This is a genomic window from Actinophytocola sediminis (genome assembly GCF_054779715.1).
Window position 1 is genome coordinate 26,056 of the sequence record NZ_BAAGXS010000067.1, and the last position, 25,135, is coordinate 51,190.

23 protein-coding genes are annotated in these 25,135 nt (G+C 72.0%); 18 read left to right on the top strand and 5 right to left on the bottom strand.

Annotation, left to right across the window (positions count from 1 at the left end; translation table 11 throughout):
- The 7 genes from ACYVIP_RS31600 (at position 1) to ACYVIP_RS31630 (ending at position 6,503) form a co-directional block, all read left to right on the top strand.
- On the top strand, positions 1-213 hold the full coding sequence (locus tag ACYVIP_RS31600) for a hypothetical protein (protein ID WP_460402991.1): 213 nt from the start codon (positions 1-3) through the stop codon (positions 211-213).
- 61 nt (positions 214-274) lie between these two features.
- Positions 275-1,516 carry a hypothetical protein gene (locus ACYVIP_RS31605; protein ID WP_460402993.1) on the top strand — a complete coding sequence of 414 codons (1,242 nt, stop codon included), beginning with the start codon at positions 275-277 and terminating at the stop codon, positions 1,514-1,516.
- Complete coding sequence (locus ACYVIP_RS31610; RefSeq protein ID WP_460402995.1) at positions 1,500-2,993, top strand: substrate-binding domain-containing protein; 1,494 nt, start codon at positions 1,500-1,502, stop codon at positions 2,991-2,993. The genes ACYVIP_RS31605 and ACYVIP_RS31610 overlap by 17 nt, the downstream gene beginning before the upstream one ends.
- Complete coding sequence (locus ACYVIP_RS31615; RefSeq protein WP_460402997.1) at positions 2,980-3,738, top strand: hypothetical protein; 759 nt, start codon at positions 2,980-2,982, stop codon at positions 3,736-3,738. The genes ACYVIP_RS31610 and ACYVIP_RS31615 overlap by 14 nt, the downstream gene beginning before the upstream one ends.
- Before the next feature lie 44 nt (positions 3,739-3,782).
- The gene (locus ACYVIP_RS31620; RefSeq protein ID WP_460402999.1) at positions 3,783-4,514 is read left to right on the top strand and encodes an enoyl-CoA hydratase/isomerase family protein; all 732 of its coding nucleotides are present in this window, start codon (positions 3,783-3,785) and stop codon (positions 4,512-4,514) included.
- 3 nt (positions 4,515-4,517) lie between these two features.
- Positions 4,518-5,384 carry a 3-hydroxyacyl-CoA dehydrogenase family protein gene (locus tag ACYVIP_RS31625; protein WP_460403001.1) on the top strand — a complete coding sequence of 289 codons (867 nt, stop codon included), beginning with the start codon at positions 4,518-4,520 and terminating at the stop codon, positions 5,382-5,384.
- 3 nt (positions 5,385-5,387) lie between these two features.
- Entirely contained in the window at positions 5,388-6,503 is a 1,116-nt protein-coding gene (locus ACYVIP_RS31630; RefSeq protein WP_460403003.1) for an acetyl-CoA hydrolase/transferase C-terminal domain-containing protein, read from the top strand.
- Here ACYVIP_RS31630 and ACYVIP_RS31635 read toward each other — a convergent pair.
- The gene (locus tag ACYVIP_RS31635) at positions 6,493-7,122 is read right to left on the bottom strand and encodes a TetR/AcrR family transcriptional regulator (protein ID WP_460403005.1); all 630 of its coding nucleotides are present in this window, start codon (positions 7,120-7,122) and stop codon (positions 6,493-6,495) included. The two genes, ACYVIP_RS31630 and ACYVIP_RS31635, sit on opposite strands and share 11 nt — an antisense overlap.
- Before the next feature lie 88 nt (positions 7,123-7,210).
- Between ACYVIP_RS31635 and ACYVIP_RS31640 the strand changes: the two genes are divergently transcribed.
- The 11 genes from ACYVIP_RS31640 to ACYVIP_RS31690 all read left to right on the top strand — a co-directional run bounded on the left by ACYVIP_RS31640 (position 7,211) and on the right by ACYVIP_RS31690 (position 20,304).
- Positions 7,211-8,236: an MBL fold metallo-hydrolase gene (locus ACYVIP_RS31640; RefSeq protein ID WP_460403095.1), complete on the top strand. Its 1,026-nt coding sequence runs from the start codon at positions 7,211-7,213 to the stop codon at positions 8,234-8,236.
- A gap of 77 nt (positions 8,237-8,313) precedes the next feature.
- Positions 8,314-9,144, top strand: a complete 831-nt coding sequence (locus ACYVIP_RS31645; RefSeq protein WP_460403007.1) for an enoyl-CoA hydratase-related protein — start codon at positions 8,314-8,316, stop codon at positions 9,142-9,144.
- Complete coding sequence (locus ACYVIP_RS31650; protein ID WP_460403009.1) at positions 9,144-10,079, top strand: cyclase family protein; 936 nt, start codon at positions 9,144-9,146, stop codon at positions 10,077-10,079. Before ACYVIP_RS31645 ends, ACYVIP_RS31650 begins: the two co-directional genes overlap by 1 nt.
- The gene (locus ACYVIP_RS31655) at positions 10,076-12,127 is read left to right on the top strand and encodes an acetate--CoA ligase family protein (RefSeq protein WP_460403011.1); all 2,052 of its coding nucleotides are present in this window, start codon (positions 10,076-10,078) and stop codon (positions 12,125-12,127) included. Before ACYVIP_RS31650 ends, ACYVIP_RS31655 begins: the two co-directional genes overlap by 4 nt.
- Positions 12,128-12,135: 8 nt before the next feature.
- A complete protein-coding gene (locus ACYVIP_RS31660; RefSeq protein WP_460403013.1) occupies positions 12,136-13,281 on the top strand; it encodes an acyl-CoA dehydrogenase family protein in 1,146 nt (381 codons plus the stop codon).
- A gap of 11 nt (positions 13,282-13,292) precedes the next feature.
- On the top strand, positions 13,293-14,342 hold the full coding sequence (locus ACYVIP_RS31665) for an acyl-CoA dehydrogenase family protein (RefSeq protein ID WP_460403015.1): 1,050 nt from the start codon (positions 13,293-13,295) through the stop codon (positions 14,340-14,342).
- Complete coding sequence (locus tag ACYVIP_RS31670) at positions 14,339-16,258, top strand: TRAP transporter permease (protein ID WP_460403017.1); 1,920 nt, start codon at positions 14,339-14,341, stop codon at positions 16,256-16,258. The genes ACYVIP_RS31665 and ACYVIP_RS31670 overlap by 4 nt, the downstream gene beginning before the upstream one ends.
- 24 nt (positions 16,259-16,282) lie before the next feature.
- Positions 16,283-17,320 carry a TAXI family TRAP transporter solute-binding subunit gene (locus tag ACYVIP_RS31675; protein WP_460403019.1) on the top strand — a complete coding sequence of 346 codons (1,038 nt, stop codon included), beginning with the start codon at positions 16,283-16,285 and terminating at the stop codon, positions 17,318-17,320.
- Between the two features lie 5 nt (positions 17,321-17,325).
- Positions 17,326-18,354, top strand: a complete 1,029-nt coding sequence (locus ACYVIP_RS31680) for an LLM class flavin-dependent oxidoreductase (protein ID WP_460403021.1) — start codon at positions 17,326-17,328, stop codon at positions 18,352-18,354.
- Complete coding sequence (locus ACYVIP_RS31685; protein WP_460403023.1) at positions 18,354-19,124, top strand: enoyl-CoA hydratase/isomerase family protein; 771 nt, start codon at positions 18,354-18,356, stop codon at positions 19,122-19,124. The genes ACYVIP_RS31680 and ACYVIP_RS31685 overlap by 1 nt, the downstream gene beginning before the upstream one ends.
- Before the next feature lies 1 nt (position 19,125).
- Positions 19,126-20,304 carry an acetyl-CoA C-acetyltransferase gene (locus ACYVIP_RS31690; RefSeq protein ID WP_460403025.1) on the top strand — a complete coding sequence of 393 codons (1,179 nt, stop codon included), beginning with the start codon at positions 19,126-19,128 and terminating at the stop codon, positions 20,302-20,304.
- Here the strand turns inward: ACYVIP_RS31690 and ACYVIP_RS31695 are convergent.
- The 4 genes from ACYVIP_RS31695 to ACYVIP_RS31710 all read right to left on the bottom strand — a co-directional run bounded on the left by ACYVIP_RS31695 (position 20,297) and on the right by ACYVIP_RS31710 (position 24,993).
- On the bottom strand, positions 20,297-20,641 hold the full coding sequence (locus tag ACYVIP_RS31695; protein WP_460403027.1) for a hypothetical protein: 345 nt from the start codon (positions 20,639-20,641) through the stop codon (positions 20,297-20,299). The two genes, ACYVIP_RS31690 and ACYVIP_RS31695, sit on opposite strands and share 8 nt — an antisense overlap.
- Before the next feature lie 207 nt (positions 20,642-20,848).
- The gene (locus ACYVIP_RS31700; protein WP_460403029.1) at positions 20,849-21,634 is read right to left on the bottom strand and encodes an FHA domain-containing protein; all 786 of its coding nucleotides are present in this window, start codon (positions 21,632-21,634) and stop codon (positions 20,849-20,851) included.
- Positions 21,635-21,644: 10 nt separating this feature from the next.
- Complete coding sequence (locus ACYVIP_RS31705; protein WP_460403031.1) at positions 21,645-22,934, bottom strand: serine/threonine-protein kinase; 1,290 nt, start codon at positions 22,932-22,934, stop codon at positions 21,645-21,647.
- A complete protein-coding gene (locus ACYVIP_RS31710) occupies positions 22,921-24,993 on the bottom strand; it encodes a protein kinase domain-containing protein (RefSeq protein ID WP_460403033.1) in 2,073 nt (690 codons plus the stop codon). Before ACYVIP_RS31710 ends, ACYVIP_RS31705 begins: the two co-directional genes overlap by 14 nt.
- Positions 24,994-25,135: the final 142 nt, after the last annotated feature.

Sequence of the window (25,135 nt, forward strand, 5' to 3'; positions counted from 1 at the left end):
TTGGGGGGTAAGCCATCCCGGTCTGCTCGCGGCGCGGTGTCGCTGCGCGGGCAGGCATGGAACTGGTTGATCGGCATGGCGGGCGCGCTCGGGATCTGGCTCGCGGCCGGGGTCCGCGGCCTGGCACTGGTCCTGGCCGCGATGACCCTCGTCGTCGCGGCCACGACGATCGCGTACGGCTGGCGCTCACGGACCCCGGCGCCGGTAGCCTGAACAGTGGCCACGAGGTACCTGGCCACGAGGTCGTCGCCCGTAGTTCATCCTGGGGGGCCAGATGAAATCTTTCGGCGGAACCAGAAAAGCCGAGAACTCGCGGGTTGTGGAGCCTCGGCTCGCCGTGCGCTCGACCCAGCTACGGCGAAGACCCCGTTTCCTGCTGCAGGTCGGCGCGGCTTCGGTCGTGGCGCTCGCCGGGTTCGTCGTGCTCGGTATCGCCGGCGCGCTCGCCTCGCCGCTGAGACCCATTGTCGAGGTGCACGGCATAGGCGGCTCGAAGGCGCGGTTCTTCGAGGATCCGGTGATCCGCGAGATACTGCTGCGCAACAACATGCGGGTGACGGTGAGCGACTTCGGTTCCCGGCAGGCCGCGCGGGCACTGGAGAACGCCCTGACCACCGACCGGGAATCGGTCGACTTCGTGTTCTCCTCCACGCAGGCTTCGGCCGAGCTGACCAAGGACGTGATCGCCGCCCGCGGCGAGCCGCCACCGGACTCCCGCAAGATCTTCACCAGCCCGGTGGTGTTGGCCTCCTACCGCCCGTACGCGGAACTGTTGGAGGCCAACGAGATCGCGACCCAACACCCGGGAACCGAGTCGCAGTACTACACCGTCGATCTGGCCAGGTTCCTCGAACTGGGCGTGGCGCGCACGACCTGGGCGGAGCTGAGCCGGCACCCGGCGGTCCGCGCGGGCGCCACCGCGCAGGTGCCCTCCGGCAGGATCGTGCTCGCCCAGACCACCGACATGTGCACCTCCAGCGGCGGCGGCACGTTCGCCGGCCTGGTTGCCTGGCAGCTCAACGGCAACGCCGTGGTGCAGAACGAGGAAGAGGCCGACCGGGTCGCGGCGGCCGGCGCACCGCTGCTGCGGGAACAGGGGCAGCCGCTGACCAGCCCGTTCGAGCAGTACACCTCGCCGCAGGGACCGGACATCGCGCCGATCACCGTGCTCTACGAGCACCAGTACCTCGAGTACCAGGCGGGCCTCGGCACCCCGGACGACAACCTGGTGCTGCTCTACCCCGACGTGATCGCCAGCAGCGAGCCGGACTTCATCGCGCGTACCGAACAGGGCAGGGCGCTCGGACAACTGCTCACCGACGAGCGCAGCGGGATCGGACACCGCGCGACCGAACTGGGCTACCGCGTGTTCGGTGACCCCGGCGACCGGCTGGACCGGTGGCTGCTCGACCGCACCGGTGGCGCCATGTCCCACCACCGGGACCTGGGGACCGTGGCGTCCATGCCCGACGCCGACCTGATGGACCGGATCATCCGCGGTGTCGGCGGCTGCTGAGCGTCGGCGGATCGGCGGCCTGCTGGCCGCCGCGGCCGTGCTCGCCTCCTGCACGAGCGCCCCGCCGACCGAGCCGCTGACCGTGCTCGCCGACTCGACCATCGCCGCCATCGAGCCGCTGCTGAGCGACCTGCGCGCGGAGACCGGGCTGGCGCTGCGGGTGGACTACCTGCCGACGCTCGCCGCGAGCCGCGTGCTCACCGAACCCAACGACTACGACCTCGCGTGGCTGGCCACCGATCGCTACCTGCGGCTCGACCCGCGCCGCGGCGACCCGCCACGCACCGCGACGATGACCACCGCGGTGGCCGTCGGCCTTCGCCCCGGCGTGGCCGACCGCCTGGGTACCGACCCCACCTGGGCCGACCTCGCCGACGCCGCGGCCGCCGGCACGGTGACGTTCGCGATGGCCGACCCGCGCGTGGCCGAGAGCGCGGTCGGTGCGCTCGTCGGCGTCGCCACCGCGGCCACCGGCACCGGCAGCGCGCTGCGCGAGCAGGACATCACCTGCGACCACCTGCGGGGATTCCGGCACGGGCACCGGGTGATGGCCGAGACCGACCTCGAGACCGCGGCCAGGTTCACGCGCGCCGGGTCGGACGTCGATGGTCTGGTCGGCTACGAGTCCGACCTGGCCGCGCTCAACGCGTCCGACCGGCTGGCCGAACCACTGGAGATCGTGCGCCCGGCCGACGGCGCGGTCCAGTCCGACTACCCGCTGCTGCTGCTCGACCTGAACCGCCAGGGCGACTACCGGCGGCTGGCCGACTGGGTGCGCACCGAGTCCACCCAGCGCCGGTTGGTGGCGACCACCTGGCGCCGCCCGGTGATCGCCGGCGTGCCCCGCCCGCCCGGCCTGCCGGCGTCCACCGGGGGTGAGCTCTACTTCCCGGACACCGCGGCCGTGGTCAGGACCCTGGTCGATGGCTACGCCGATGCGCGTGCCCAGCCGGCCGCGCACACGGTGTTCGTGCTGGACTTCTCCGGCTCGATGCGCGGCGCGCCGATGGCCGCGCTGCGCACGGCGTTCGACCGGCTGACCGACTGGCGGTCGCACGCGGGCGAGCGGGTGACCGTGCTGCGGTTCGGCGCGGCCGTCGCGCGTGAGCCGACCGTCACCATCACCGGCCCCGGCGACCGCGACCGGCTCCGCGCGGCCGTCGCCACGGAGTCCTACGCGGCCAGGACCGCGGTGTGGGCCGCGCTCGACCGGGCCTACGACGTGGTCGCCGAGTTCCCGGCCGGCACCCCGGCGACGATCGTGCTGGTCACCGACGGCCACAGCAACGCGGGCCGGTCGCTGGCCGACCACCTCCGCGAGCCGCGGCCGGCGGCCGTGTCGCTGCTGGTGCTGACCACCGGCGCCGTCGACGACGCGGCCCTCACCCGCGCGGTCACCGCGACCGGCGGTCGGTTGCTGGCCGCGACGAGCACCGAGCTGGAGCGGACTCTGGAGGATCTCCGTGGCTGTGTTTGACGGCGAATGGTGGGGCGTGTGGTGGCCGTGGATGATCGTGTGGGCGGTGGTGCTGGCCGCGCTGGGCAGCGCGGTGGCCGTGTTCGTCGTCCACCGGCGAGCCGCCCGCCGCGAGCGGCATCGGTCGCCGGCGGTCAACAGCCCGTTCTACCTTGACGAGGAACTTGTCGCCCCGCTGTACCAGTTCCTCAACAAGGGCATCGACCACGAGACCATCATCCAGACACAGCGCGACATCAACGAGATCACCACGAAGGCGCCGGAGATCCTGGCGCTCAACCGAAACCGCGAGACGACCACCGAGACGGTGGCGACCTATTCGGACAAGGCGGTCGCGGTGATCGCCCGCGTGCTCGACATCCTCAAGGAGAACGACTCGATCGTGCGAGTCGACCTGCACACCGGCGAGATCGTCGAGGACGGCGCCCTGGCCGCGACCGGGCACGGCGGGCAGCGGCGACTGCGGCTCAGCGACCTCAATCGCACCGAGTGCTACGTCCACCTCAGCGGCGAGTACACCCAGCTGGGGGACGGCAGCGACTCCGACACGGTCACCTACACCGCGCCGCTCGGCGAGCCGGTGACGACGCCTGGCCACCGTCCACACGTGCTGGTCACCTGTCATTCCCGTTGGATACTGCGCGATCTGCGGGCGGGGGCCGCCGCGACCTGTCTCGGGCAGGTGGGTCGATGGGACCCCGTCGATGGCTCGGTGACGATCCATCCGCTGGCACTGTTCCAGTAAGCCGGTCGTTGACAAACAAGTGTTTGTAAGTTCACGCTGGGCCGGTGACGACCTTGCGCATCGAGGACCGGGACGACCGGATGATCGTGTGGTTGGACCAGCCCGCGGTGCGGAACGCGATCGACGCCGGACTGGTGCGCGATCTCGACGACGTGTGCGCGCGGCTGGAACAGACGCCGAAACCGTTGCTGGTCACCAGCGACCACGGCTACTTCGCCGCCGGCGCCGACATCCGGGAGCTGGCCGGCGCCGGCCGGGACTTCGCGCTCCACGGCCGCACCCGCGGGCTGTTCGCGCGAGTCAGCGCGCTGCCCATGCCCACCGTGGCCGCCGTGGACGGGTTCGCGATCGGCGGTGGCGCCGAACTCGCCTACGCCTGTGATCTGCGGATAGCCAGCGACCGCGCGGTCTTCGCCAACCCGGAGCCCGCACTCGGGATCACCGCGGCGGCCGGCGGCTGCTGGCGGCTGCCCGAACTGGTCGGGCCGGCGATGGCCAAGCTGATGCTGTTCACCGGCCACCGGCTCGCTGCCCAGGACGCCCTGCGGTGCGGGCTGGTCGCCGACGTGGTTCCGGCGGCCGACCTGATGGACACCGCGCACGCGCTGATCGACCGGATGGGCAGGGCCTCCGCCGCGGCGCTGCGGGTCACCAAGATCGTGCTGGACGCCCGGGGCGCGCATCCGGCGGCCGACGCGTTGGCCCAGGCACTGTTGCTCGAGGACGACGAGAAGCGCGCCCGGATGGCCGGCTTCCTCAACAAACGCCAGGGGTGAGGCATGTCGGACACAACCTCGGTCGCCGTCATCGGGTGCGGGACCATGGGCACCGGGATCGCGACCGCGGCCGCCGCCAGCGGGATGGCCGTTGTGCTGTACGACATCGACGCCGACCGGGCACGCCGGGTCGCCGACCGGGCCGCGCGGCGCGCGGGCGGGAACACCCCCGAGGTCCGCACGAGCATCTCCGGCGCGGTCGCGGAGGTCGACGTGGTGGTGGAGACGGTGCCCGAGGTGCTCGAGCTCAAGGCGACCGTGCTGCGCGCGGTGCACGCACATGCCAAACCGGACGGTCTGCTTTCCACGAACACGTCCACCATGTCGATCGTGACGCTGGAGAACCTGGCCGGCTGCGCCGGACGGTTGATCGGGATCCATTTCTTCAACCCGGCCGACAAGCTGCGGCTGGTCGAGATCATCCGCGGTCCCACCACTCCACAGTCGACCGTCGACCGGGCCGAGGCGTTCGCGCACGCCCTGGGCAAGACGCCGATCGTCATCCGCGACCTGCCGGGGTTCGTCACCAGCCGACTCGGGCTGGTGCTCGGCAACGAGGCCATGGGGCTGCTCGCCGACGGCGCCGCGACCACCACCGCGATCGACACCGCCATGCGGCTTGGCTACAACCACCCCATGGGACCGCTGGAACTCGCCGATCTCGTCGGGCTCGACGCGCGGCTGAACAACCTGCGCTCGCTGTACGCGGCCTCCGGCGAACAGCGCTTCCGGCCGCCGCCGATCCTGGTCGAGATGGTGCGCAACGACTATCTCGGGCGGAAGAACGCCCGCGGCTTCTACTACTACGACGCGCACGGGCACAAGACCGGTGAGACCGCCGTGGTGCGTCCGGCCGACCCTGGCGACTGACCCGTGGACGTTCTCCTTGCCGGCGACCATGTCTGGTGTGCCGAGGCGGCGGGCGAGCCGCTGGCGCTCACCGAACACCTCGCGGCGGCCGGGCACGACCTGACCGTCGTGCTTGGACTGTCGATGACGGACACGTTTCGCGCCGAGCACGCGGAACGGTTGCGGTTCCTCGGCTTCGGCGGGTTCGGCGGCAACCGGCGGCTCACCGACGCCGATGTCCTGGAGGTGCTGCCCGTCGGGCTGGCCAGCGTCGCGTCGCTGGTCAGGAGCGGGCGGCTGCCGGTCGACGTGGTGTTCCTGCAGGTCGCCGCGGACGGTGCCAACTCCGGGGTCACCGCCGGGTATCTCGGTGCCGCGGTGGCGCGGGCGCGGACCGTGGTCGGCCAGGTGAACCCCCGGCTGCCGAGGACCTTCGGCGACACCGAGCTGCGGCGGGTCGACGTCCGCGTACCCGCCGACCGGGCGCTGCCGACCGTGCGGGCCTCGGCGGACCCCGACCTGGCGGGCGCCATCGCCGAGCACCTCGGGCGGATCGTCGGCGACGGCGCGGTCCTGCAGGTCGGCTGGGGTGCGTTGCCGGACGCGGTGGTGGCCCGGTTGACCGGGAAACGCGGGCTGACCGTCCACTCGGGAGCCATCGGCGACGCGGCCGTGCGACTGCACCGGGCGGGCGCGCTCGTCGACCGGGAGCCGGCGGTGGTCGCCGGAATGCTGGCCGGTACCGAGGAGCTGTACGAGTTCGCCGACCGCAACCCGGCGGTCGAGGTGTGGTCCTACGAGCACCTGCACCGGTCGAGCGTCCTCGCCCGGCTCGGCGGCCTGACCATGGTCAACACCGCGCTCGAGATCGACCTGACCGGTCAGGTCAACTCCGAGTCGGCGGGCGGGCGGTACGTCGGCGCGGTCGGTGGGCTGGTCGAGTTCGCCAGATCGGCCAGGATCACCGGCGGCACCGTGGTGTTCGTGGTGCCCGCGCGGCGGATCGTGCCGGCGCTGACCGGCCCGGTGACCCTGCCGCGCAGCGAGGTCGACCTCGTGGTCACCGAGCGCGGCATCGCCGACCTGCGGGGGAAGTCGCTCGCCGAGCGGGAGCAGGTGCTGACCGGTGTCAGCGGGTGAGCACGCCGGCGAGCACCTGGTTCGCCATCTCCGCGCCGATGTCCTCGGCCGAGCGCCGGCCGGTCGGGCTGTACCACCGCGACACGCTCTGGCCGATGGCGAGGATGCCGTACATGGTCAGCTTGGGGTCGCCGAACGCGAACGCGCCCGCGCCCCGGCCGTCCTCGAGCAGCTCCATCCAGCAGGCCTCGTACTCGTTGCGCAGCCGCAGGATCTCCCGCAGCCGGGCGCCCTTGAGCGAGCGCACCTCGACGTGGCTGGTCCAGGCGAGATACCGGCGCCGCGCGTGGTGCACGACGTGCGACTCGATCGCGGCCCGCAGTCGCTCGACCGGGTCGTCGGAGCCGGCCATGGCCTGGTTGAGGCCCGACCTGATCTCGGTCATGCCGTCCTTCATGATCAGGTAGAGCAGCTCCTCCTTGCCGGAGATGTAGTTGTACAGCGAGGCGACGTGCATGCCGACCGCGGCGGCGATCCGCCGCAGGTCGGTCGCCGCGTAGCCGGAGCTGTAGAAGTGCCGCGCCGCCTGATCCTTGATCACGGCCAGCTTCTCGAGGTGGGCCTCGGTGCGTGCGCCGCGTCGCTGGCGGGTGGTCGGCGTTCGTCCGCTTGTCGTCACGTGGTTCCTCGTCGTGGTCGTACATCTCGGTGGTTGGCATGTTACCGAAGTCCGGCTACCGTCGACAGACAAGCGTTTGTAGGAGTTCATTATGGCACTTCCGCACGCATCCGGTCCGGAGTGGACACGTCCGGCCGTCGAGCTGGTGTCCCCTGGCGTGTACCGAATCCCGCTGCCACTGCCCAACGACGCGCTGCGCGCGGTGAACGTGTACGCCCTGATCGACGACGCCGGCGAGCTCACCATGATCGACTCCGGCTGGGCGCTGACCGAGGCGCGCGACCAGCTTGGCCGGGCACTGCGCGAGCTCGGGTTCGGTCTCGGCGAGGTGCGGCGCTTCCTGATCACCCACGTGCACCGGGACCATTATTCGCACGCGGTGGCGCTGCGTCAGGAGTTCGGCACGAGAATCAGCCTCGGCGCGGGGGAGCGGCCGTCGATCGAGGCCTACGTCGAGCGCACCGGGCTGCCCATGGCGCCGCAGATCGCCGCGCTGCGCCGCCTCGGTGCGACCGCGCAGGCCGACGCGCTGGTCGCCGCCGGCAGGCGCGGCAACGTGACCTGGGAACATCCGGACGACTGGCTCGAGGAGGGGCCGATCCCACTGGCCGGGCGGGTCCTGGACGCGCTGGCCACGCCAGGGCACACCCGGGGCCATCTGGTCTTCGTCGACCACGCCACCGGGTTGCTGTTCGGCGGCGACCACGTGCTGCCGCACATCACGCCGTCGATCGGCTTCGAGCCGGCGCCTGGTGACCAGCCGCTGCGCGCCTATCTCGGCTCGTTGAAGGTCGTGCGCGCGTTGCCGGACCTGCGGCTGCTGCCAGCGCACGGCCCGGTCGTGGCGTCGACGCACGCGCGGATCGACGAGCTGTTGGCCCATCACCAGCGACGGCTGGACGCGTGCGCCGCCGAGGTGGCGCGCGGCAGCGCGTTGGCGCCGGAGGTGGCCGCCAGGCTCGCCTGGACGGGCCGGGAACGGCCACTGTCCGACCTGGACCCGTTCAACCAGATGCTCGCCGTTCTGGAAACTGCCGCACATCTGGACGTCCTTGTGGCACAAGGAGTCCTGCGCTCGGCCCAAGTGGACGGTGTGCTCGGCTACCACTATTGACAAACAAGTGTTTGTAGGTGAACCTTGTTGCGAGGGTCACGTTTCGGGGGCTGCCGCGCGATCAAGGAGGATCCCGCATGGACGATTCAGCCGACCGGGCCGAGAGCCTGATCGACGTCACGATCGACGGCGCGGTGGGCTGGTTGGTACTCAACCGGCCCGACAAGCTCAACGCCATGAACGCCGCGATGTTGGCCCAGTTCAGCGCATCGCTGGACCGGCTCAACGCCGACGACGCCGTACGGGTCATCGTGATCCGCGGCGCCGGTCGCGCCTTCTCCACCGGCTACGACATCGAGCGCAGGCCGGACGGCGCGAACCCCCACCGGGACGCGGTCGAGGACTTCGACCGGCTCAAGCTCAACATCGACCGCTTCCGGTCCATCTGGGACGGTCCGAAGCCGGTGATCGCCGCCGTGCACGGCTACTGCCTCGCCGGCGCCACCCAGCTGTGCGTGTTCGCCGACATCACCGTGGTCGCCGAGGACGCGAAGATCGGACTGCCCAAGATCCCCGTCGGCGGCGGCTACATCACTCCACTGTGGACCTGGCTGGTCGGTCCGAAACGGGCCAAGCAGATGGCCTTCACCTCTGGCAGCTCGATCTCCGGCGCCACCTCGGTGGACTGGGGCTGGGCCAACTACGCGGTGCCGGAGGCGGACCTGTGGGACTCGGTGACCGAGCTGGCCACCAACATCGCCCGCACCCCGGCGCCGATCCTGCGGATGAAGAAGCACTCGGTCAACCGGATCATGGACCTGCAGGGCTTCAGCGCGTCGGCGATGCTCGGCGCGGAGACCGATGCCTTGCTGCACATGGACTCCTCGGTCAAACTGCTGAGCACCGAGATCCGTGAACACGGCCTGAAAGCGGCCATCAGGGCGTTCGAGGCGGGTGAGCTGTCCTGATGGGACTGCCGACGTTCGACGAGCTGCCGAGGATCGAGAAGCTGGATCTGCCGCACAGCTGGGGTGTCTGGGGCGCTGAGGACAACCTCGGCACGCTCAACCTGATCACCGACGACAAGCGCACCTCGGCGATGCGCTCGGCGTTGACCGGTGAGGTGGTCAACCTGACCCTGCCGCTGTCCGAGCCGAGCCCACCGCTGTACCGGCGGCCGGCCTACCGGCACACCGTCTTCGCCAGCGGCCGCAACTCCAACGACGACTACCTGGACAGCTTCTACCTCCAGGGATCGACCCAGTGGGACGGCCTGCGGCACATCCGCTGTCGCGAGTTCGGCTTCTACGGCGGCCTCGACGAGGACTTCCAGCCAGGCCAGGGACGGTTGGGCATCGAGCACTGGGCCGAGGTCGGCATCATCAGCCGCGGTGTGCTGGTCGACCTGCCCCGGCACTGCGCTGGCATCGGCCGCGAGTACGACCCGTTCAGCGGCGAGGCGGTCACCGAGGACCTGGTCGCCGAGGCCGCCGCCGCACAGGGCGTGACGTTCGCGCCGGGCGACGTGCTGTGTGTCCACTTCGGCTGGGCGGGTGCCTACTTCGGACTCCCCGAGGACCAGCGCGCCGAGTCCACCGGGCGCACCCGGTTCGCCGGGCTGATCGGCAGCGAGGGCATGGCGCGGTTCCTGTGGGACAACCATGTCGCGGCCGTGGTGTGCGACAACCCGGCGGTGGAGGTGTCCCCCGGCGACCCGGCGGTCGGGTCGCTGCACCGGCGCACGATCCCGACCCTCGGGCTCGCGCTGGGTGAGCTGTTCGACTTCCGCCGGCTCGCCGAGACCTGCGTTGCCAGGGGCCGCAACGACTTCCTGTTCGTCGCGGTGCCGGTGAACGTGCCGGGCGCGATCGGCTCGCCGGGCAACGCGGTGGCCGTGCTATGACCGAGTCCCTGTTGGCCGGCGAGCGTGCAGCCGCCAGGGCGCGGCTGGCCGCGCTGTTTGAGCCGCCGGCGGTGACCCTGGTCGGCGCCAGCCCGAACAGTCACGCCACCACCGCGCTGTACCGCAACCTCACCCGCGAGGACCGGCGGTTCCCCCGCCCGGTGCACCTGGTCAACCCGAACCGCCCCGACGTTCTCGGCCACCCGACCGTGCCCTCCCTGGACGCCATCGACGGCGACCTCGGGCTGGTGTACCTGTTGGTCGGCGCGGACCGGTCGATGGCGGTACTGGCCGAGATCGCCGACAAGGGCCTCGCCGACCGGATCTCCGGGATCGTCGCCTACGCGGCCGGGTTCGCCGAGGCGGGCGACCCCGAGCGGCAGGACCGGCTGGCGGCCGCCGCGAACGCGCTCGGGCTGCCGCTGCTCGGTCCACAGTCGACCGGCATCATCTCCGCCGCCGCCCGGCTGGTGGCGGTGACCGACCCGGTCCCGGAGGAGTACGTGCCGGGACGGGTCGGGTTCGTCGCGCAGAGCACCGGACTGTTGGGCGGCGCGGTCGGCTGGCTGATGCGCCGCGGGATCGGCATCGGCGTGGCGGTCGGCTTCGGCAACGCGGCCGCGATCTCCTACCCGGAACTGGCTTCGGTGCTGCTCGAACGCGACGACCTGGACGTGGTCTGCGTGTACGCCGACGCGCTCGCCGACGTGTCCGCGCTGGCCGGACTCGGCGACCTCGCCCGGCGGGTCGGCAAACCGGTGATCGTCTACCGGGGCGCGCAGACCCCGTCCGCGCGCCGGCTGGCCATGTCGCACACCGGCATGCTCGCGACCAGCGAGCGGGTGGTGCGCGGCGTCGCCGAGCAGCACGGCATCCTGGTCGCGGACAGCTTCGAGGAACTGTTGTGGGCCGCGGAACTGTTCGTCCGCGCCGATGTCCGCGCGCTCACCAACCCCGGCGTTGGGGTGATCACCGGGTCGGGCGGCGGCGGGCTGATCGCCGCGGAGAGCATCGAGCGCGCCGGCATGGTGTTGGCCGCGCCGACCGAACAGACCCGCGGCGCGCTGGCGCTGGCCGAGTCACAGCAGGCGAACCCGCTCGACGTCGGCGCGATCTCGTTGGACCGCACCGAGCGCTACCAGGAGCTGGTGACGGCGTTCGCCGCCGACCCCAACTTCGGGATCGTGGTCAAGGTCGGCTCGCTCGGCGCGCCATCGGAGGCCATGCCGACCCATCACCGGATGACCGGCATGTTCGCCAGCGCGGCCGTGGCAGCGGGGAAGCTGCCGGTGGTCGCCTTCTCCTTCCCGGAGGACCCACGGGACTTCCGCGAGACCGTGCCGTGGGACGGTGTGCTGGTCGTCGGCGGCGAGGCGGAGCTGGTCGGAAAACTGCGGCTGCTCAACGGCTGGGCGGGCGGCGGCCCGACCGCCCCACCGGAGTCACCGGCCGCGAGCCCGGCGGCCGACCTGGCGCTCGCGGTCGCCGGCGACGAGGTCGGCCTCGACCTCGCCCGCTCGCTGGGACTCGGCATCCCCCGGTCGGTCACCGTGCACGGTGCGGTGTCCGGTGTGGACTGGGAGCCGGTGGTGGCCAAGACCGCGAAGGCGTTGCCGCACCGGGCGAAGGTCGGCGGGGTCATCCTCGGGCTGCGCGGCGCCGACCAGGTCCAGGCCGCGACCACGTTGCTGGCCGCCAGGTTCGACGCCCCGGTGACGCTGGCCGAGCAGGTCGACCACGACGAGGCGTACTTCCTCGGCCTGCAACGGGACGCGGCCGGTCATCCGCTGATCGCGTTCGGCGGCGGGGTGGCCACCGACGACTCCGAGGTCGCGATCCGGCTGTGCCCGATCGACGCCGCCGAGGCGGCCAGGCTGGTCGCCAGGGCAGGCGGCCCGGCCGAGCTCGGTGCGGTACTGGTGCTGGCGAGCGAGCTGATCGCCTCCCGGCCGGACCTCGCGGTCGTCGACATGAACCCGATCGTGCGCGCCAGGGACGGCTCGCTGGTCGCGATCGACGTCAAGGTCTATCCGTCCACTCTGGACTAGGAGCAGCGATGGAGTTCAGCTACCCGGCCGAGGACCTCGAGTTCGGCCGCAAGTACGCGGACTGGCTCGCCGAGACGGTCGAGCCGGGCTGGCACGCCAGGCATCCGACCGGCTCGGCCAGCTGGTACGAGCTGCAGGCCGAGTGGGACCGCAAGGTGTACGCCGGCGGCTGGGCGGGCGCGTTCTGGCCGAAGGAACACGGCGGTCTTGGCCTCACCCCGTCGCAGCGGATCATCTTCGCCGCGCTCACCGCGGCCGCCGACGCGCCGGAGGGGCTCGGCAAGATCGGCAAACGACTGGTCGCGCCGCTGCTGATGAACTACGGCACCGAGACCCAACAGCGGCGGCACCTGCCGAGGATCACCCGGGGCGAGGAGTTCTGGTGCCAGGGCTTCTCCGAGCCGGACGCCGGCTCGGACCTCGCCTCGCTGCGCACCAGGGCCGTGCTCGACGGCGACCACTTCGTGGTCGACGGGCAGAAGGTGTGGACCAGCTTCGCCAAACAGGCGGACTGGTGTTTCCTGTTGGTGCGCACCGATCCGGACGCGCGCAAGCACGACGGCATCTCCATCCTGCTGGTCCCGATGGACACCGAGGGCATCGACATCCGGCCGATCAAACAGATCACCGGTTCCGGCACGTTCAACGAGGTCTTCTTCGACGACGTGCGTGTGCCAAAGGAGAACCTGGTCGGCGAGCTGAACCAGGGCTGGCGGATGGCGGTGTCCATCCTCGCGCACGAACGTGGGTTCGAGATGGCCTTCGGGCTGCTCGCCTCGGTCAACGCCCGGCTCGACACGCTGGTGCGCGACCTGGCCGAGGCGCCGCGCGACCGGACGGTCGCCGCGGCCACCGAACTGGGCCGGCTGCAGGCGCGGTACCTGGCGGCGCAGATCGGCGCGGTTCGGCTGCTCGCCGGGGAGGCCGAGTCCGCCGAGCCGGACGAGCTGACCTCGATCGTCCGGATGCAGGTCGCCGAGCTGTGGGCGGCGACCACCACCGCCTCGATGCTCCTGGCCGGCCCGACGGCCATGGTCACCGACGACGGCGGCTACACCGGCGACTGGCTCGCGGCGCGCGGCTCCACCATCGCCGGCGGCACCTCGGAGATCCAACGCAACATCATCGCCCGGCGGGTGCTCGCGCTGCGCTAGGAGGGAACCACATGCGGATCAACCCCGACAGCGAGGAGACCGCCGCCACGACCGCGTTCGGCGATCTGGTCGCGAGTCTCGGCACCACCGATCCCGACCACCTCGACGCCGCCCGGCTGCGGACGGTCTCGGCCGCGCTCGCCCGCGACGGGTGGCTCGAGGTCGCCACCGACGGCACGTTCACCCTGCTGTGCGCCCTCGCCGAGCGTGCCGGCGCCGGCGGTCGGCCGTTCGCCCACCCGCTGCTGGAAGGCTGGTTGGCCCGCCGGATCCTGGCCGCCCTGCCCGACCCGCCGGCGGTCGCCGCCGGCGAGGTGCTCACGGTCGCGGTGGACCTGTTGTGTGGCAACGACACCGGCGCCTCGGCCGGTGCGGTCCCGTTCGGCGGCATCGCCGACACCGTGCTCGTGCCGGTCGTGCTCCAGGACGGGTCGGCCAGGGTGCACCACGCGGCACCGGGTGCCCTGCCGCTGGCCGCCGGCCTCGCGGTCGACCGGACCGTGCCGACCCGGCACCTCGAACGGTCCGCTGTGGACGCGCCGGTGGCCGGTGTGCTGCCGGCGGCGGAGGTACGCAGGCTGGCCGCCGAGTACCTGTGCCTGCAGGCCTGCGAGATCGCCGGCATCGTCCGGGTGCTGCTCGACTCGACCGTGGCACACCTGCGCTCCCGCAGGCAGTTCGGCAGCCTGCTGGCGAGTTTCCAGGCGCTGCAACACCGTGCGGCCGACCTGCTGGTGGACGTCGAGTCGGTGCGCTCGCTGGCCAGCCATGCCGGCTGGGCGGTCGAGGTCGGCGCACCGTCCGGTGCGGACTACGCGCTCACCGCCAAGGGCTTCGCCGGCGAGCGTGGTATCGAGATCGCCAACGGCGCGATCCAGCTGCACGGCGGCATCGGCTTCACCTGGGAGGCCGGCCTGCACTGGGGCGCCAACCGGATCGCCTACCGCGCGGTGACCGGCCGGCACGCGAGCGACGCGCTGCACGAGGCCGGGCTGCGCGCGGTCGCCAGGGGCGGGCTGCTGCCCGGGATCTCGCCGGTGGTGGCGGTGGGCACGTCGTGACAGCCAAAACCACCGAGGAGATCGTCGCCGCCGAGGATCCGAGTCGGATCCCGATGGCGACCAGCGTCGGCAGACACCTCGTCGGCGCGGTCGCGTTGGCCTGGTTCGTGATCCAGGCGTACATGGCCTACGACCCGGCGGCCGTGTCCGTGGTGCAGCAGCGGGTGATCCACCTCGGCTGCGCGCTGGCGCTGGCCTCGGCGATGTGGTTCGCCAGCACCACGAAGTGGTACCTGCAGGCCGTCAGCCTGGTGCTGCTGGTCGCCTCGGTGCTCATCCAGCTCTACACCTACTTCGAGGTCGAGCGGCAGAACGAGGTCCAGGGTCTCTACGAGGGGCTCGACCTGCCGGTGGCGATCGCCGGACTCGTGGTGGTGCTGTTCTTCACCTACCGGATGTTCGGCTGGCCCATGCCGGTCATCGGGCTGGTGTTCATCGCGTGGGCGCTGTGGGGCGACGAGTTACCCGGCCTGCTGGCCGTGGTCGGCGACGACTTCGAGCGGCTCATCCCGGCGATCTTCTACAGCGGAGAGGGGGTGCACGGCGTCCCGCTCGGCGCGTCCACTCAGTACATCTTCATGTTCATCGTGTTCGGCTCGTTCCTGCTGGAGTTCGGCGCCGGGGACCTGCTCAACCGGGTGGTGCGGGTGGTGTTCCGCCGTTCGCGCGGCGCGGCCGGCAAGATGTCGGTGGCCAGCAGCCTGTTGTTCGGCGTGGTGTCCGACTCGACGACGGCGAACGTGGCGACCACCGGCTCGGTGATGATCCCGGCGATGAAACGCTCCGGGTTCCGGGCGGAACCGGCCGCGGCGATCGAGTCCGCCGGCGCGGTCGGCGGGCAGATCTTCCCGCCGGTGATGGGTTCGGTGGCGTTCATCATGGTGTCGCTCACCGGCATCCCCTACACCACGGTGATCGCCGCCGCGCTGATCCCGGCGCTGCTCTACTATCTCGCGCTGTACCTCGCGGTCGACGGCCACGCCGCGCGCAACGGCATCGGCCCGGCACCGGCCGACGAGGACGAGGACCCGGTGTCCCGCAGGGATCTCTGGCTCGACGCGATCGTCATGGTGGTCCCGCTCGGGTTCCTGATCTACCTGCTGGTGATCGCGCGCTGGGAACCGGGCGAGGCGGCCGTGTGGTCACTGGGCGCGGTCACGATCCTCTACCTCGTCCGGCACCGGTCGGTGAGCGCGTTGCGCACGATCGTGCGGGCCACCATCAACGGCACCAAGCGCGCGGTACTGGTCGCGGTGATCACCGGCGCGGTCGGCACGATCATCGGTCCGGTGCTGATCAGCGGGCTCGGCCTGCAGCTCACCGGGTCGCTTATCGACCTGTCCAACGGGAACATGTGGGCGCTGTTCGTGCTGACCCTGTTGGGCTCGCTGGTGCTCGGCTCCGGCCTGCCGTCGACGGCGACCTACATCCTGCTGGCGATCCTGGTGGCGCCGCCGCTGGTGGAGCTCGGCGTGCCGCTACTGGTGATCCACATGTTCATCATGTACGCGGGCGTGCTGTCCGACCTGTCCCCGCCGACGATGGCCACCGTCTTCGTCGCGTCCGGGATCGCGGAGAGCAAACCGATGCGGACCGGCATGCTGGCCATGGGCTTCGGCGTCGCCGGTCTGGTCGTGCCGTTCATGTTCGTCAACCGCGACGGGCTGCTCATGGAGGGCGGCCCGCTGGCGGTGGTGACCGACACCGTGTTCGCGGTGTTGTGCGTTGCGGCGATGGCGGCGGCGATCTCCGGGTATCTCGGCGGCAGGCTCGGCCTGCCGGCCAGGATCGCCTGCTTCGCCGCCGGAATCGCTCTGGTCCCCGGTGGGGTCGCCATGACCACCGCTGGCTTGCTGCTGTTGGCGCTCGCCGCCGGGTCGGCGATCCTGCGCGGCACCCGAATGGCGACAACCTGACCGACCCGAAGGGATAGTGCGATTATGCGACCGAGGTCAAGGGTGGTGGCGCTGCTGGTCGCCGCGGCCACCACGATGGGACTGTCCGCGTGCGGCGACAGCTCCACAGCGGACGGTGGGGACTGCCCGTCGTGGGGTGACGCGACCGTGCGGGTCGGCGGCGGGGCCACCGGCGGGCAGTACTTCGTGATGGGCGGCGAGCTGTCCCGGCTGATCAACGAGGAACTCGACTGCGTGCGGGCAACCTCGGCCGCCGGCACCTCCGCGGAGTTCATCCGCAGCGGCCTGGACGTGGTGCTGACCATCGGCGACAACGCGTACTCCGCGTGGTCCGGGGTCGGTGGGAACTCGTTCAAGGAAGGCGAGAAGTACGACTACTTCTACGGCGGCACCGGGTTCGGCACGCCGTTCTTCGTGGTCGCGCTGAAGGACTCGCCGCTGGACTCGGTGAGCGATCTCGGGCCGGACGACACGATCGCCACCAACGCGCCGACGCTCACCCAGGTGCTCGACGAGTATCTCGCGGTGCACGACGTCTCGCCGAAGACGACCATCATCGAGGGCTACGACCAGTCGCTGACCGCGCTGCGGCGCGGACAGATCGACGCGATCCACTATGGATCGGCACACCCGAACCCGGCGCTGCTCGAGGCCCAGAGCTCGATGGAGCTCAAGATCGTCAAGTCCGATCCGGACGCGCTGGAACGCTACCTCGACGGCGACAAGCTGATCGTCGAGCCGACCACGGTGAAGGCCGGACTCTACGACTGGATCACCGAGGATGAGCCGGCGTTCTCCAGGGCGATGCACGTCATCTACAACAAGGACCTCGACGAGGACCTGGCCTACGAGATCACCAAGCTGTTCTACGAGCGGGTCGAGGACTTCGCCCGCGCGGTGCCGCCGGCCAAGGAGGACACGCTCGAGGCGGTGCAGACCTCGCTCGACTCGAACACCGTCAAGTACCCGATCCACCCCGGCGCCCGGCGGTACTTCGAGGAGAACGACGTGTCCATTCCGGACACTGTGCCCGCGGTCGACGCGCCGCGGCCGAACGGGTGACCGGCGTGCACCGGTCGATCGTGCTGTCCACGGACAACGTGGACGAACTCGTCGAGGTCGCGCTGGCGGCCGAGGACGCCGGCCTGTACCGGGTGTGGACCACGGAGAACACCAACCACGACGGCGTTGTCCAGGCCGCGATCCTCGGCCGGGCCACCACGCGGATCCGGATCGGCACCGGCATCGCCTACGCCTTCGGCCGGGCGCCGCTGACCGCGGCCATCGCGGCGGCCGACGTGCACGTGTCCTCCGGCGGCCGGTTCACCCTCGGACTCGGTGCCGGGACCAGAGGGATCCGGCGGCGCTACGGCGTGGAGTTCGACCACCCGGCGCCCCGGCTGGCCGAGTACGCGCAACTGCTCAAGGCGTCCTGGGCGGCGACCGGCGCGCTCGACTTCGCCGGCCGGTTCTACCAGGCGCACGTGCCGGGCTGGCGGCGGGACACCGCGCCCTCACTGTCCGGTTTGGACGTCTACGGGTCCGGGCTGAACCCGACCATGCTGCGGTGGGCGGCCCGGGGCTGTGACGGGGTGGCGCTGCATCCGCTGGCCGCCTCGGAGCACTACCTGACCGAGGTGGTCGGCCCGGCACTGGCCGCGGGCGCGGTCGAGTCCGGGCGACCGGGCGAGCGGACGCGGTTCGCGGCCTGGTACCTGACCTCGGTGGCCGAGGACGAACAGGTCGCACGCGACCGGGTGCGCAGGAACCTGGCGTTCTACTTCGCCACCCCGAGCTACGCCTCGGCGGCGGCCGGCACGCCGTGGGAGTCGTCGGCGACCGCGGTCCGCGATGGCTTCGCCGATGGCGGCGCGGACTGGGCGGCGCTCACCAGGCTGGTGGACGACCGGATGATCGACGACCTCACGTTGACCGGCACGCCGGCGCAGGTGCGCACCAGGCTGCCCGCGCTGGAGCGGCGGCTGGCCGCGCACGGCGTGGACGAGTTGGTGTGCCAGCTGGTGCCCGACCCGTCGGGGAGCATCGCCGACAGCTGTCGAACGATCGTCGACGCCGTCCGACCGGAAGGTCCATAGTGGATACCGACGTCACCGTCCTGCGGACAGCGGACTGGTTGACCGTGGCCATCGACCGGCCAGCGGTCCGCAACGCGTTGCGCACCAGCACGCTCGCCGGCCTGGAGTCCGCATTGGACACCGCGGAACGCGACGACGAGGTGCGCGCGGTGATCCTCACCGGCGGACCGAAGTTCTTCTGCGCCGGGGTCGACCTGAAGGAGGTCACCGCCGCCGACCCGGCGCACGACCTGGTCGCCTCGACCGCGCGGCTGCGGCGGGTGCACCGGCTGGTCGACCGGCTGCGCACCTTCCCGAAGCCGACCGTGGCCGCGGTCGACGGCTACGCCATCGGCATCGGGTTCTCGCTGGTGCTGGCCTGTGATCTGGTGGCGGCCGGTCGCACCGCGTTCTTCGCGCACCCCTCGGCCGAGGCCGGCATGCTCGCCGACGGCGCGCTGGTCCGCGACCTGCACCGGCTGATCGGCTACCGGCGCACCCTGGAGCTGTTGCTGCGCGGCAAACGGCTCACCGCGGTCGACGCCGCCACCTGTGGTCTGGTCAACGAGCTGAGCGAGCCGGGGGAGAGCCTGGCGGCGGCCGAGGCGATGGTGCGCGAGTTCGCCGCCGTGCCGCCGGAGGTCCTCTTCGGACTGAAGGCGCTGGCGGCCTCCGCGGCCGGGGAGGACTTCCTCGCCCACGAGAGCACGATGATCGCCCTGCTCAAGCGGTCGACCAGTGTCGAGGCCCGCAGGCGGTTCCTGTCCGGCGAACGGTTCTTCGAACAGTGACATGCGCGACGCGGTGATCTGCGCACCCCTGCGTACCCCGATCGGCCGGTTCGGCGGTGTGCTGCGCGACGTCCCGGCCGCGGCGCTGGCGGCGACCGTGCTCACCGAACTGGTCGCCCGCACCGGGGTGACCCGGCCGGCGGACGTGATCTTCGGCCAGTGCTACCCGAGCGGCGAGGCGCCGCCGCTGGGGCGGGTGGCCGCGCTGGACGCCGGCATGGATGTCGACGTGCCCGGCCTGCAGCTCGACCGCCGCTGCGGCTCTGGCCTGCAGGCGGTGCTGGACGCGGCGATGCGCGTGCAGACCGGCGTGGCGGACGTGGTGATCGCCGGCGGCGCGGAGTCGATGAGCCAGGTCGAGCACTACGTACCCGGACTACGTTGGGGGACCAGGGGTTCGCTCGAGCTGGCCGACCGGCTGGAGCGCAGCCGGGTGACCGCGGGTGGGCGCCACCACCCGGTGCCCGGCGGCATGCTGGAGACCGCCGAGAACCTGCGCCGGGAGTTCTCGATCACCAGGCGGGCGCAGGACGAGCTGGCGGTCGAGTCGCACCGGCGCGCGGTGGCCGCGCAGCGCGACGGCGTGTTCGCCGAGGAGATCGTGCCGGTCGGCGACGTGGCGACCGACGAGCATCCGCGCGCGGACACCACGATCGAGGCGCTGGCGCGGCTGGCGCCGTTGCGGTCGCGCCAGGACCAGGACGCCACGGTCACCGCGGGCAACGCCAGCGGGCAGAACGACGGCGCCGCCGCGTGTGTGGTGACCACCCGCGACCACGCCGAGTCGCTCGGTCTGCGCCCGCTCGCCCGGCTGGTCACCTGGGCGGTGGCCGGGGTCGAGCCGTCCAGGATGGGCATCGGCCCGGTGCCGGCGACCGCGAAGGCGTTGGCCAGGGCCGGACTCGTGCTGTCTGATGTGGACCTGATCGAGCTGAACGAGGCGTTCGCCGCGCAGGTGCTCGCGGTGACCACGGCCTGGTCGTTCGGCGAGCGGGACTTCGACCGGCTCAACGTGCGCGGCTCCGGCATCTCGCTTGGCCACCCGGTCGGCGCGACCGGCGTGCGGATCCTGACCACCCTGCTGCGTGAGCTCGACCGTCGCGGCGGCCGCTATGCCATGGAGACCATGTGCGTCGGCGGCGGCCAGGGCCTCACCGCGATCTTCGAACGGGTCAGCTGAGCCGTACGCGCACGGTGACGCGGCCGCGGTGATCCCGGCTGGCGACCGCCTGGCCGGTCCGGTCGACGCCGTCCAGCTCCAGCGACAGCGGCCAGCCGGCGCCGGTGAAGTTGCGCCACCACGACTTGGCGTCCGGCATGCTGACGGGGATCGTGACGGTGTCGCCGTGTCGCCGGTAGCCGACCGGGATGCTGAAGGTCCGGCCAGACCGCCTGCCCGTGTAGGTGACGATCGTGAGGTACCGGCTGATCACCTTGTGCCACCGTGGGGACGAGCGGAGCCGGACCACCACGGCGTTGACCCCACCCACCATTCGCCGCACCGCTCCAACACGCATGCCCCCACCCTACCCAGCTGTCGGGCGTTCGCCGGTGAGCCGTCGGCGGCCGACGAGTTCACCGCGTACGGGTACGCGTAGGCGTGTGGGGGTCGACGGTTCGTTGCTCCCCGGCTACGGCTGGGGTACTGGCGGCGGCGTCACCGCTACCCGTGACCAGACCTGGGCGATGGATGTGGTGATGCCGTGGGAATGGGACTGGTGAGGCTAGGGGCCGAGGAGGGCGAGGTCGCCGCGGCCGATCGTGGTGGTGATGACCAGCTCCATGATCAGGTTGTGGTTGAGCGCGTTGCCCACCGGCGGCGGGATCTCGTGTTCGAGCAGGCCGGGAACGCTGGTGCTGAGCCGTTTGCGCACGGTCGCGACGATGTGCGCGGCCTTGCGCCAGGTCCACTTGCCGGCCGGGTCGACCTCGCGTAGCTCCTCGGCGACCTGTTCCCAGGTCAGGGGTTGGGGCATCGGGTCGCCGCCGAGGTAGCGCTGGCCGAGGCAGACCAGGACCAGCCGTTCGCCCTCCGACAGCGTCCAGACCGTGCGGGTCCTGGTCTCCTCGGACAGGCCGGGCGGGGGTGTCGGCCGGCGGTGGGCGGCGATCCGCACCTCCAGCAGGTGCTCCTGTTCGGGGGCGACGATGAACAGCGGGGTGTACCCGGCCGGCAGCTCGGCCAGGTCGCCGTTGAGCACCAGCCGCCCGCCGGGCAGCCGGATGGGCAGCCGGCCGAGGTTGTGCAGCAGCCAGCTGCCGTACTGGCGGGTGATGGTGCCGTGCTGGCGGCTGACGTGCTGGTCGCCAGCACCGACACAGACATGCACGTCGGGTTCGTTGCGGCCGAAGACGATCGGGAAGTCGGCGTCCGGGGCCACGCTCATGCCGCCGCCGCGTCCGAGCACGAACAGCGTGCCCGGCGCGGCCGGCGGGACCGTGGCGGCCAGGCTGCCGATCTCCTTGGGCAGCAGGCCGACCTTGCTGGACTTCGTTACGTGCAGCGTCACGGGTGCCTTCCTAGATGGTGCCTTCGGTGGGTTTGTGGTCGACATCGTCGCTGGTGCTGGAACTGCCGCCGGTGGCGTACTCCTGGCCGTCGGCGATCACCTTGAACGTGAGCTGACCCTTGCCGTGGCGGTAGGCGACCCGGTAGGTGGACCGCGCCGGCCACTCGGGGATCTCCACCAGCCTGCGGTAGGGCAGCGGCACGTTGCGCACCGTCTCGGTGTCGCCGTTGACCGTCGTGGTGAGGGTCTTCAGCTGGGCGTCGCCGAAGACGTAGATCTCCAGCACGCGTGGCTCGGGGGCGGCGGAGGTGGTGGTCACCTCGGTCGGCTCGGGCGCGGGGGAGGTCGTGGTGGCCGGCAGCGCGGTCCCCTGCTCGTCGGGGAGGGCCGCGACCACCGCGGCCGTGCCGGCCGCGGCGAGCACCAGCGCGCCCGCGCCGAGCAACAGCGCGCGCCTGCCGATCGGGGTGGCGGGCTGACCGGCGGACGGGTCGGCCGGCGGGTTGTGCGCTTCCCTGGCCCTGGCGGCGATCTCGGCGGTCACGGCGACCGGCAGGTGCGCGCCGGCGAACTCGGCCAGCGCGTCGGCCAGGTCGGCGAGTAATGGGCGTTGCGCCGGATCGGTGTGCAGGCAGGGTTCGATGAGCGCGCGCAGCCGTTCGTCGCCGGCGTCGGGGTCGCGCGGGTTGCCGGTGAGCGCGTAGGACACGGTGGCACCGAAGGAGAACACGTCGCTGGCGGCGCTGACCACGCCACCCGCCGCCTGCTCTGGCGCCAGGTAGCCCGGCGAGCCTGCCGGCACGCCGCCGAGGTCGGCCTGCCCGTCGTGCAGTGCGGCGGCGATGCCGAAGTCGATCAGGCGTGGGCCGTCGTCGGTGAGCAACACGTTGGCCGGCTTGAGATCCAGGTGCGCCACGCCCGCGCGGTGGATCGAGACCAGCGCGGCCACCAGTCCTGATGCGACAGTCCACACCGCGGGGGAGGGCAGCGGGGACGCCTCGCGCAGGGTGACCGACGGCAGGAACTCCATGGCCAGCCAGGGCACCGGGGCGTCCTGGTCGGCGTCGAGGACACCGGGGCTGTAGCGGCCGCCGACGGTGCGGGCGGCGGCGACCTCGCGGCGGAAGCGGTCGCGATAGGCCGGATCGGCGGCGAACTCGGTGTGCACCGTCTTGAGCGCGACCGTCCGGCCGCTCGCCGAGCGTCCGAAGTAGACCATGGCGAGGCCGCCCGCGCTGATCCGGGCGAGCACCTGGTAGCGGCCGACGGTCCGGGGATCGCGGCGTTCAAGAGCCCGCACGCGCACCTCCCGGCGGGGTGAGCGCTTCGACCGCGCCGTCGCGGGTGCCGACGTAGAGCGTGCCGCCGACCGCGGTCGGCGGCGACTCCCGGTCGAGGTCTCCCTCGTAGGTCAACATGGTGGCGCCGTCGGTGGCGTCGAGTACCTGCACCGTGTCGCCCGTCGACGCGTACAGCACGCCATCGGCGTGCCCGACCACGCAGTCGCGCCCGTACGCGCGCGCCCACCGGCGGGTCCCGGTCGCGGCGTCCAGCGCGAGCACCTCGCCCCGGCCGCCGCCGAGGTAGACCACGTCGCCGACGGGCACCGGGGTGCTGGCCACCATCACCGTCTCCTGCCGCCACCGGGCGACGCCGGTGGCCGCCGCGATCGCGTGCAGGGTCCCGTTGCGGTCCGTCGCGAACACCTCACGGTCGCCGACCGCCAGGTAGAACGGCTCGTCGATCGGATAGGTCCATCGGGTGCCGCCGGTGTCGGCGGCCACCGCGGTGAGCGCGGTCTCCGCCGCGGCGACGATCAGACCGCCGCGGGCGGCCAGGCCGTTCTGCGTGTCCACCGCCGCGGTCCAGCGGGGCGCGCCGGTCGCGGAGTCCAGTGCCCGCAGCGCGTGGAAGCCGAAACAGGTGACCGCCGTGGTGTCCACCAGCCGGACGATGATCTCGGCCAAGGGCGGTCGGTAGGACCAGCGGACGGCCCCGGTGCGCGGCGTGAACGCGCGCAGGACCGGGTTGGCGTTCTCGGCGGCGAACACCCGGCCGTTGTCGACTCGCCCGATGAGCGTGGCCGGGGTGGTCCACAGGACCTTGCCGCTGCCCGGCTCGAGCGCGTGCACCCGGTCCTCCTGGCTGACGGCCATGACGACCCCACCAGCGGCGTACACCTGCGGGTAGTAGTCGCTGACCTTGGTGCGCCAGCTCCGGATCGCGGCCGGTGGCGGGGTGGAGGTGGTGGTCGGCGGCGGCTCGGTGGCCGGCGGCGCGGTCGGCGACGCGGTGCCGTCCCGTTCGTCCCGGTCGCCCAGCAGCGCTATCCCGGCGGCGACCGCCGCCGCGGCCGCCGTGGCGCCGCCGGCGATGAGCAGGGTGCGCCGGCGCGGAGTGGACCGCACCACCACCGGGTCGGCGGTCGCCAGTTCCATCTGCGCCGCCGACGTCGGCTGGGGGTCGGGCAGCGCGGTGGGGTCGGTGGCGCCCCGGCGGTCGATCTCCTCGCGGACCGCGGCGGGTAGCCAGTGCGGCCCGTGTGTCCCCGCGCCGGCCATGCCGACCAGCGCGGCGGCGTCCGGCCGGGCGGCTGGATCGCGCGCGAGACACGCGGTGACCACCTGGTACAGCCGCGGGTCCGGAAAGCCGGCGAGGTCGGCCTCGACCCGTTCGACGCGGTCGAGGATCGCCGAGGTGTCGCCCGCGCCGAAGGGGGGTCTGCCGGTGGTGGCGTAGGCGAGCACGGCGCCGGTGGCGAACACGTCGGCAGCCGGACCGGCCGGCTGGCCGAGGGCCTGTTCGGGCGCCATGTACCCGGGCGTGCCGATGATCGTGCCCACGGCCGTGATCGCGGTGGCGTCCTGCGGGCGGGCGATGCCGAAGTCGATGAGCCGGGGGCCGTCCGCGGTGAGCATGACGTTGCTCGGCTTGATGTCGCGGTGGGTCATGCCGATGCCGTGGATCTCGGCCAGCGCCTCGCCGAGCCCGGCGGCCACCACCTGTACCGTCGCCGGCGGCAACGGCCCGTGCCCGGCCACGGCCTCGCGCAGGGTCACCCCGGTCAGGTAGGCGGTGACCAGCCACGGCGTGGCCGCGTCCGGGTCGGCGTCGAGCACCGGCGCGGTGACCGTGCTCGCCACCTGCACGGCCGCGGCCGCCTCCCGGCGGAACCTGGCCCGGAACTGCGGGTCGGCGGCGAACCGCTCCCGGATGACCTTGACCGCGACGGTCCGCCCGCCGGGGGAGCGGGCGAGGTACACCACGCCCATGCCACCCTCGCCGAGCCGTCCGAGCAGCCAGTAGCCACCGATGCGGTCCGGGTCGTCCTGGCGCAGCCCTTCCACGCGTTCCCCCAACCTGGCCGGTGTCTCCCTCCGACCGGCCGTGAACAGCGTAACCATCCGAGATCGGAGGTATCCGCGCCGCTTGTGCGGGGACGGCATGGTGGCCGCACACCAGGACGAAAGCCCTGAATGCCTCATTGAGGACGTTGAGCGT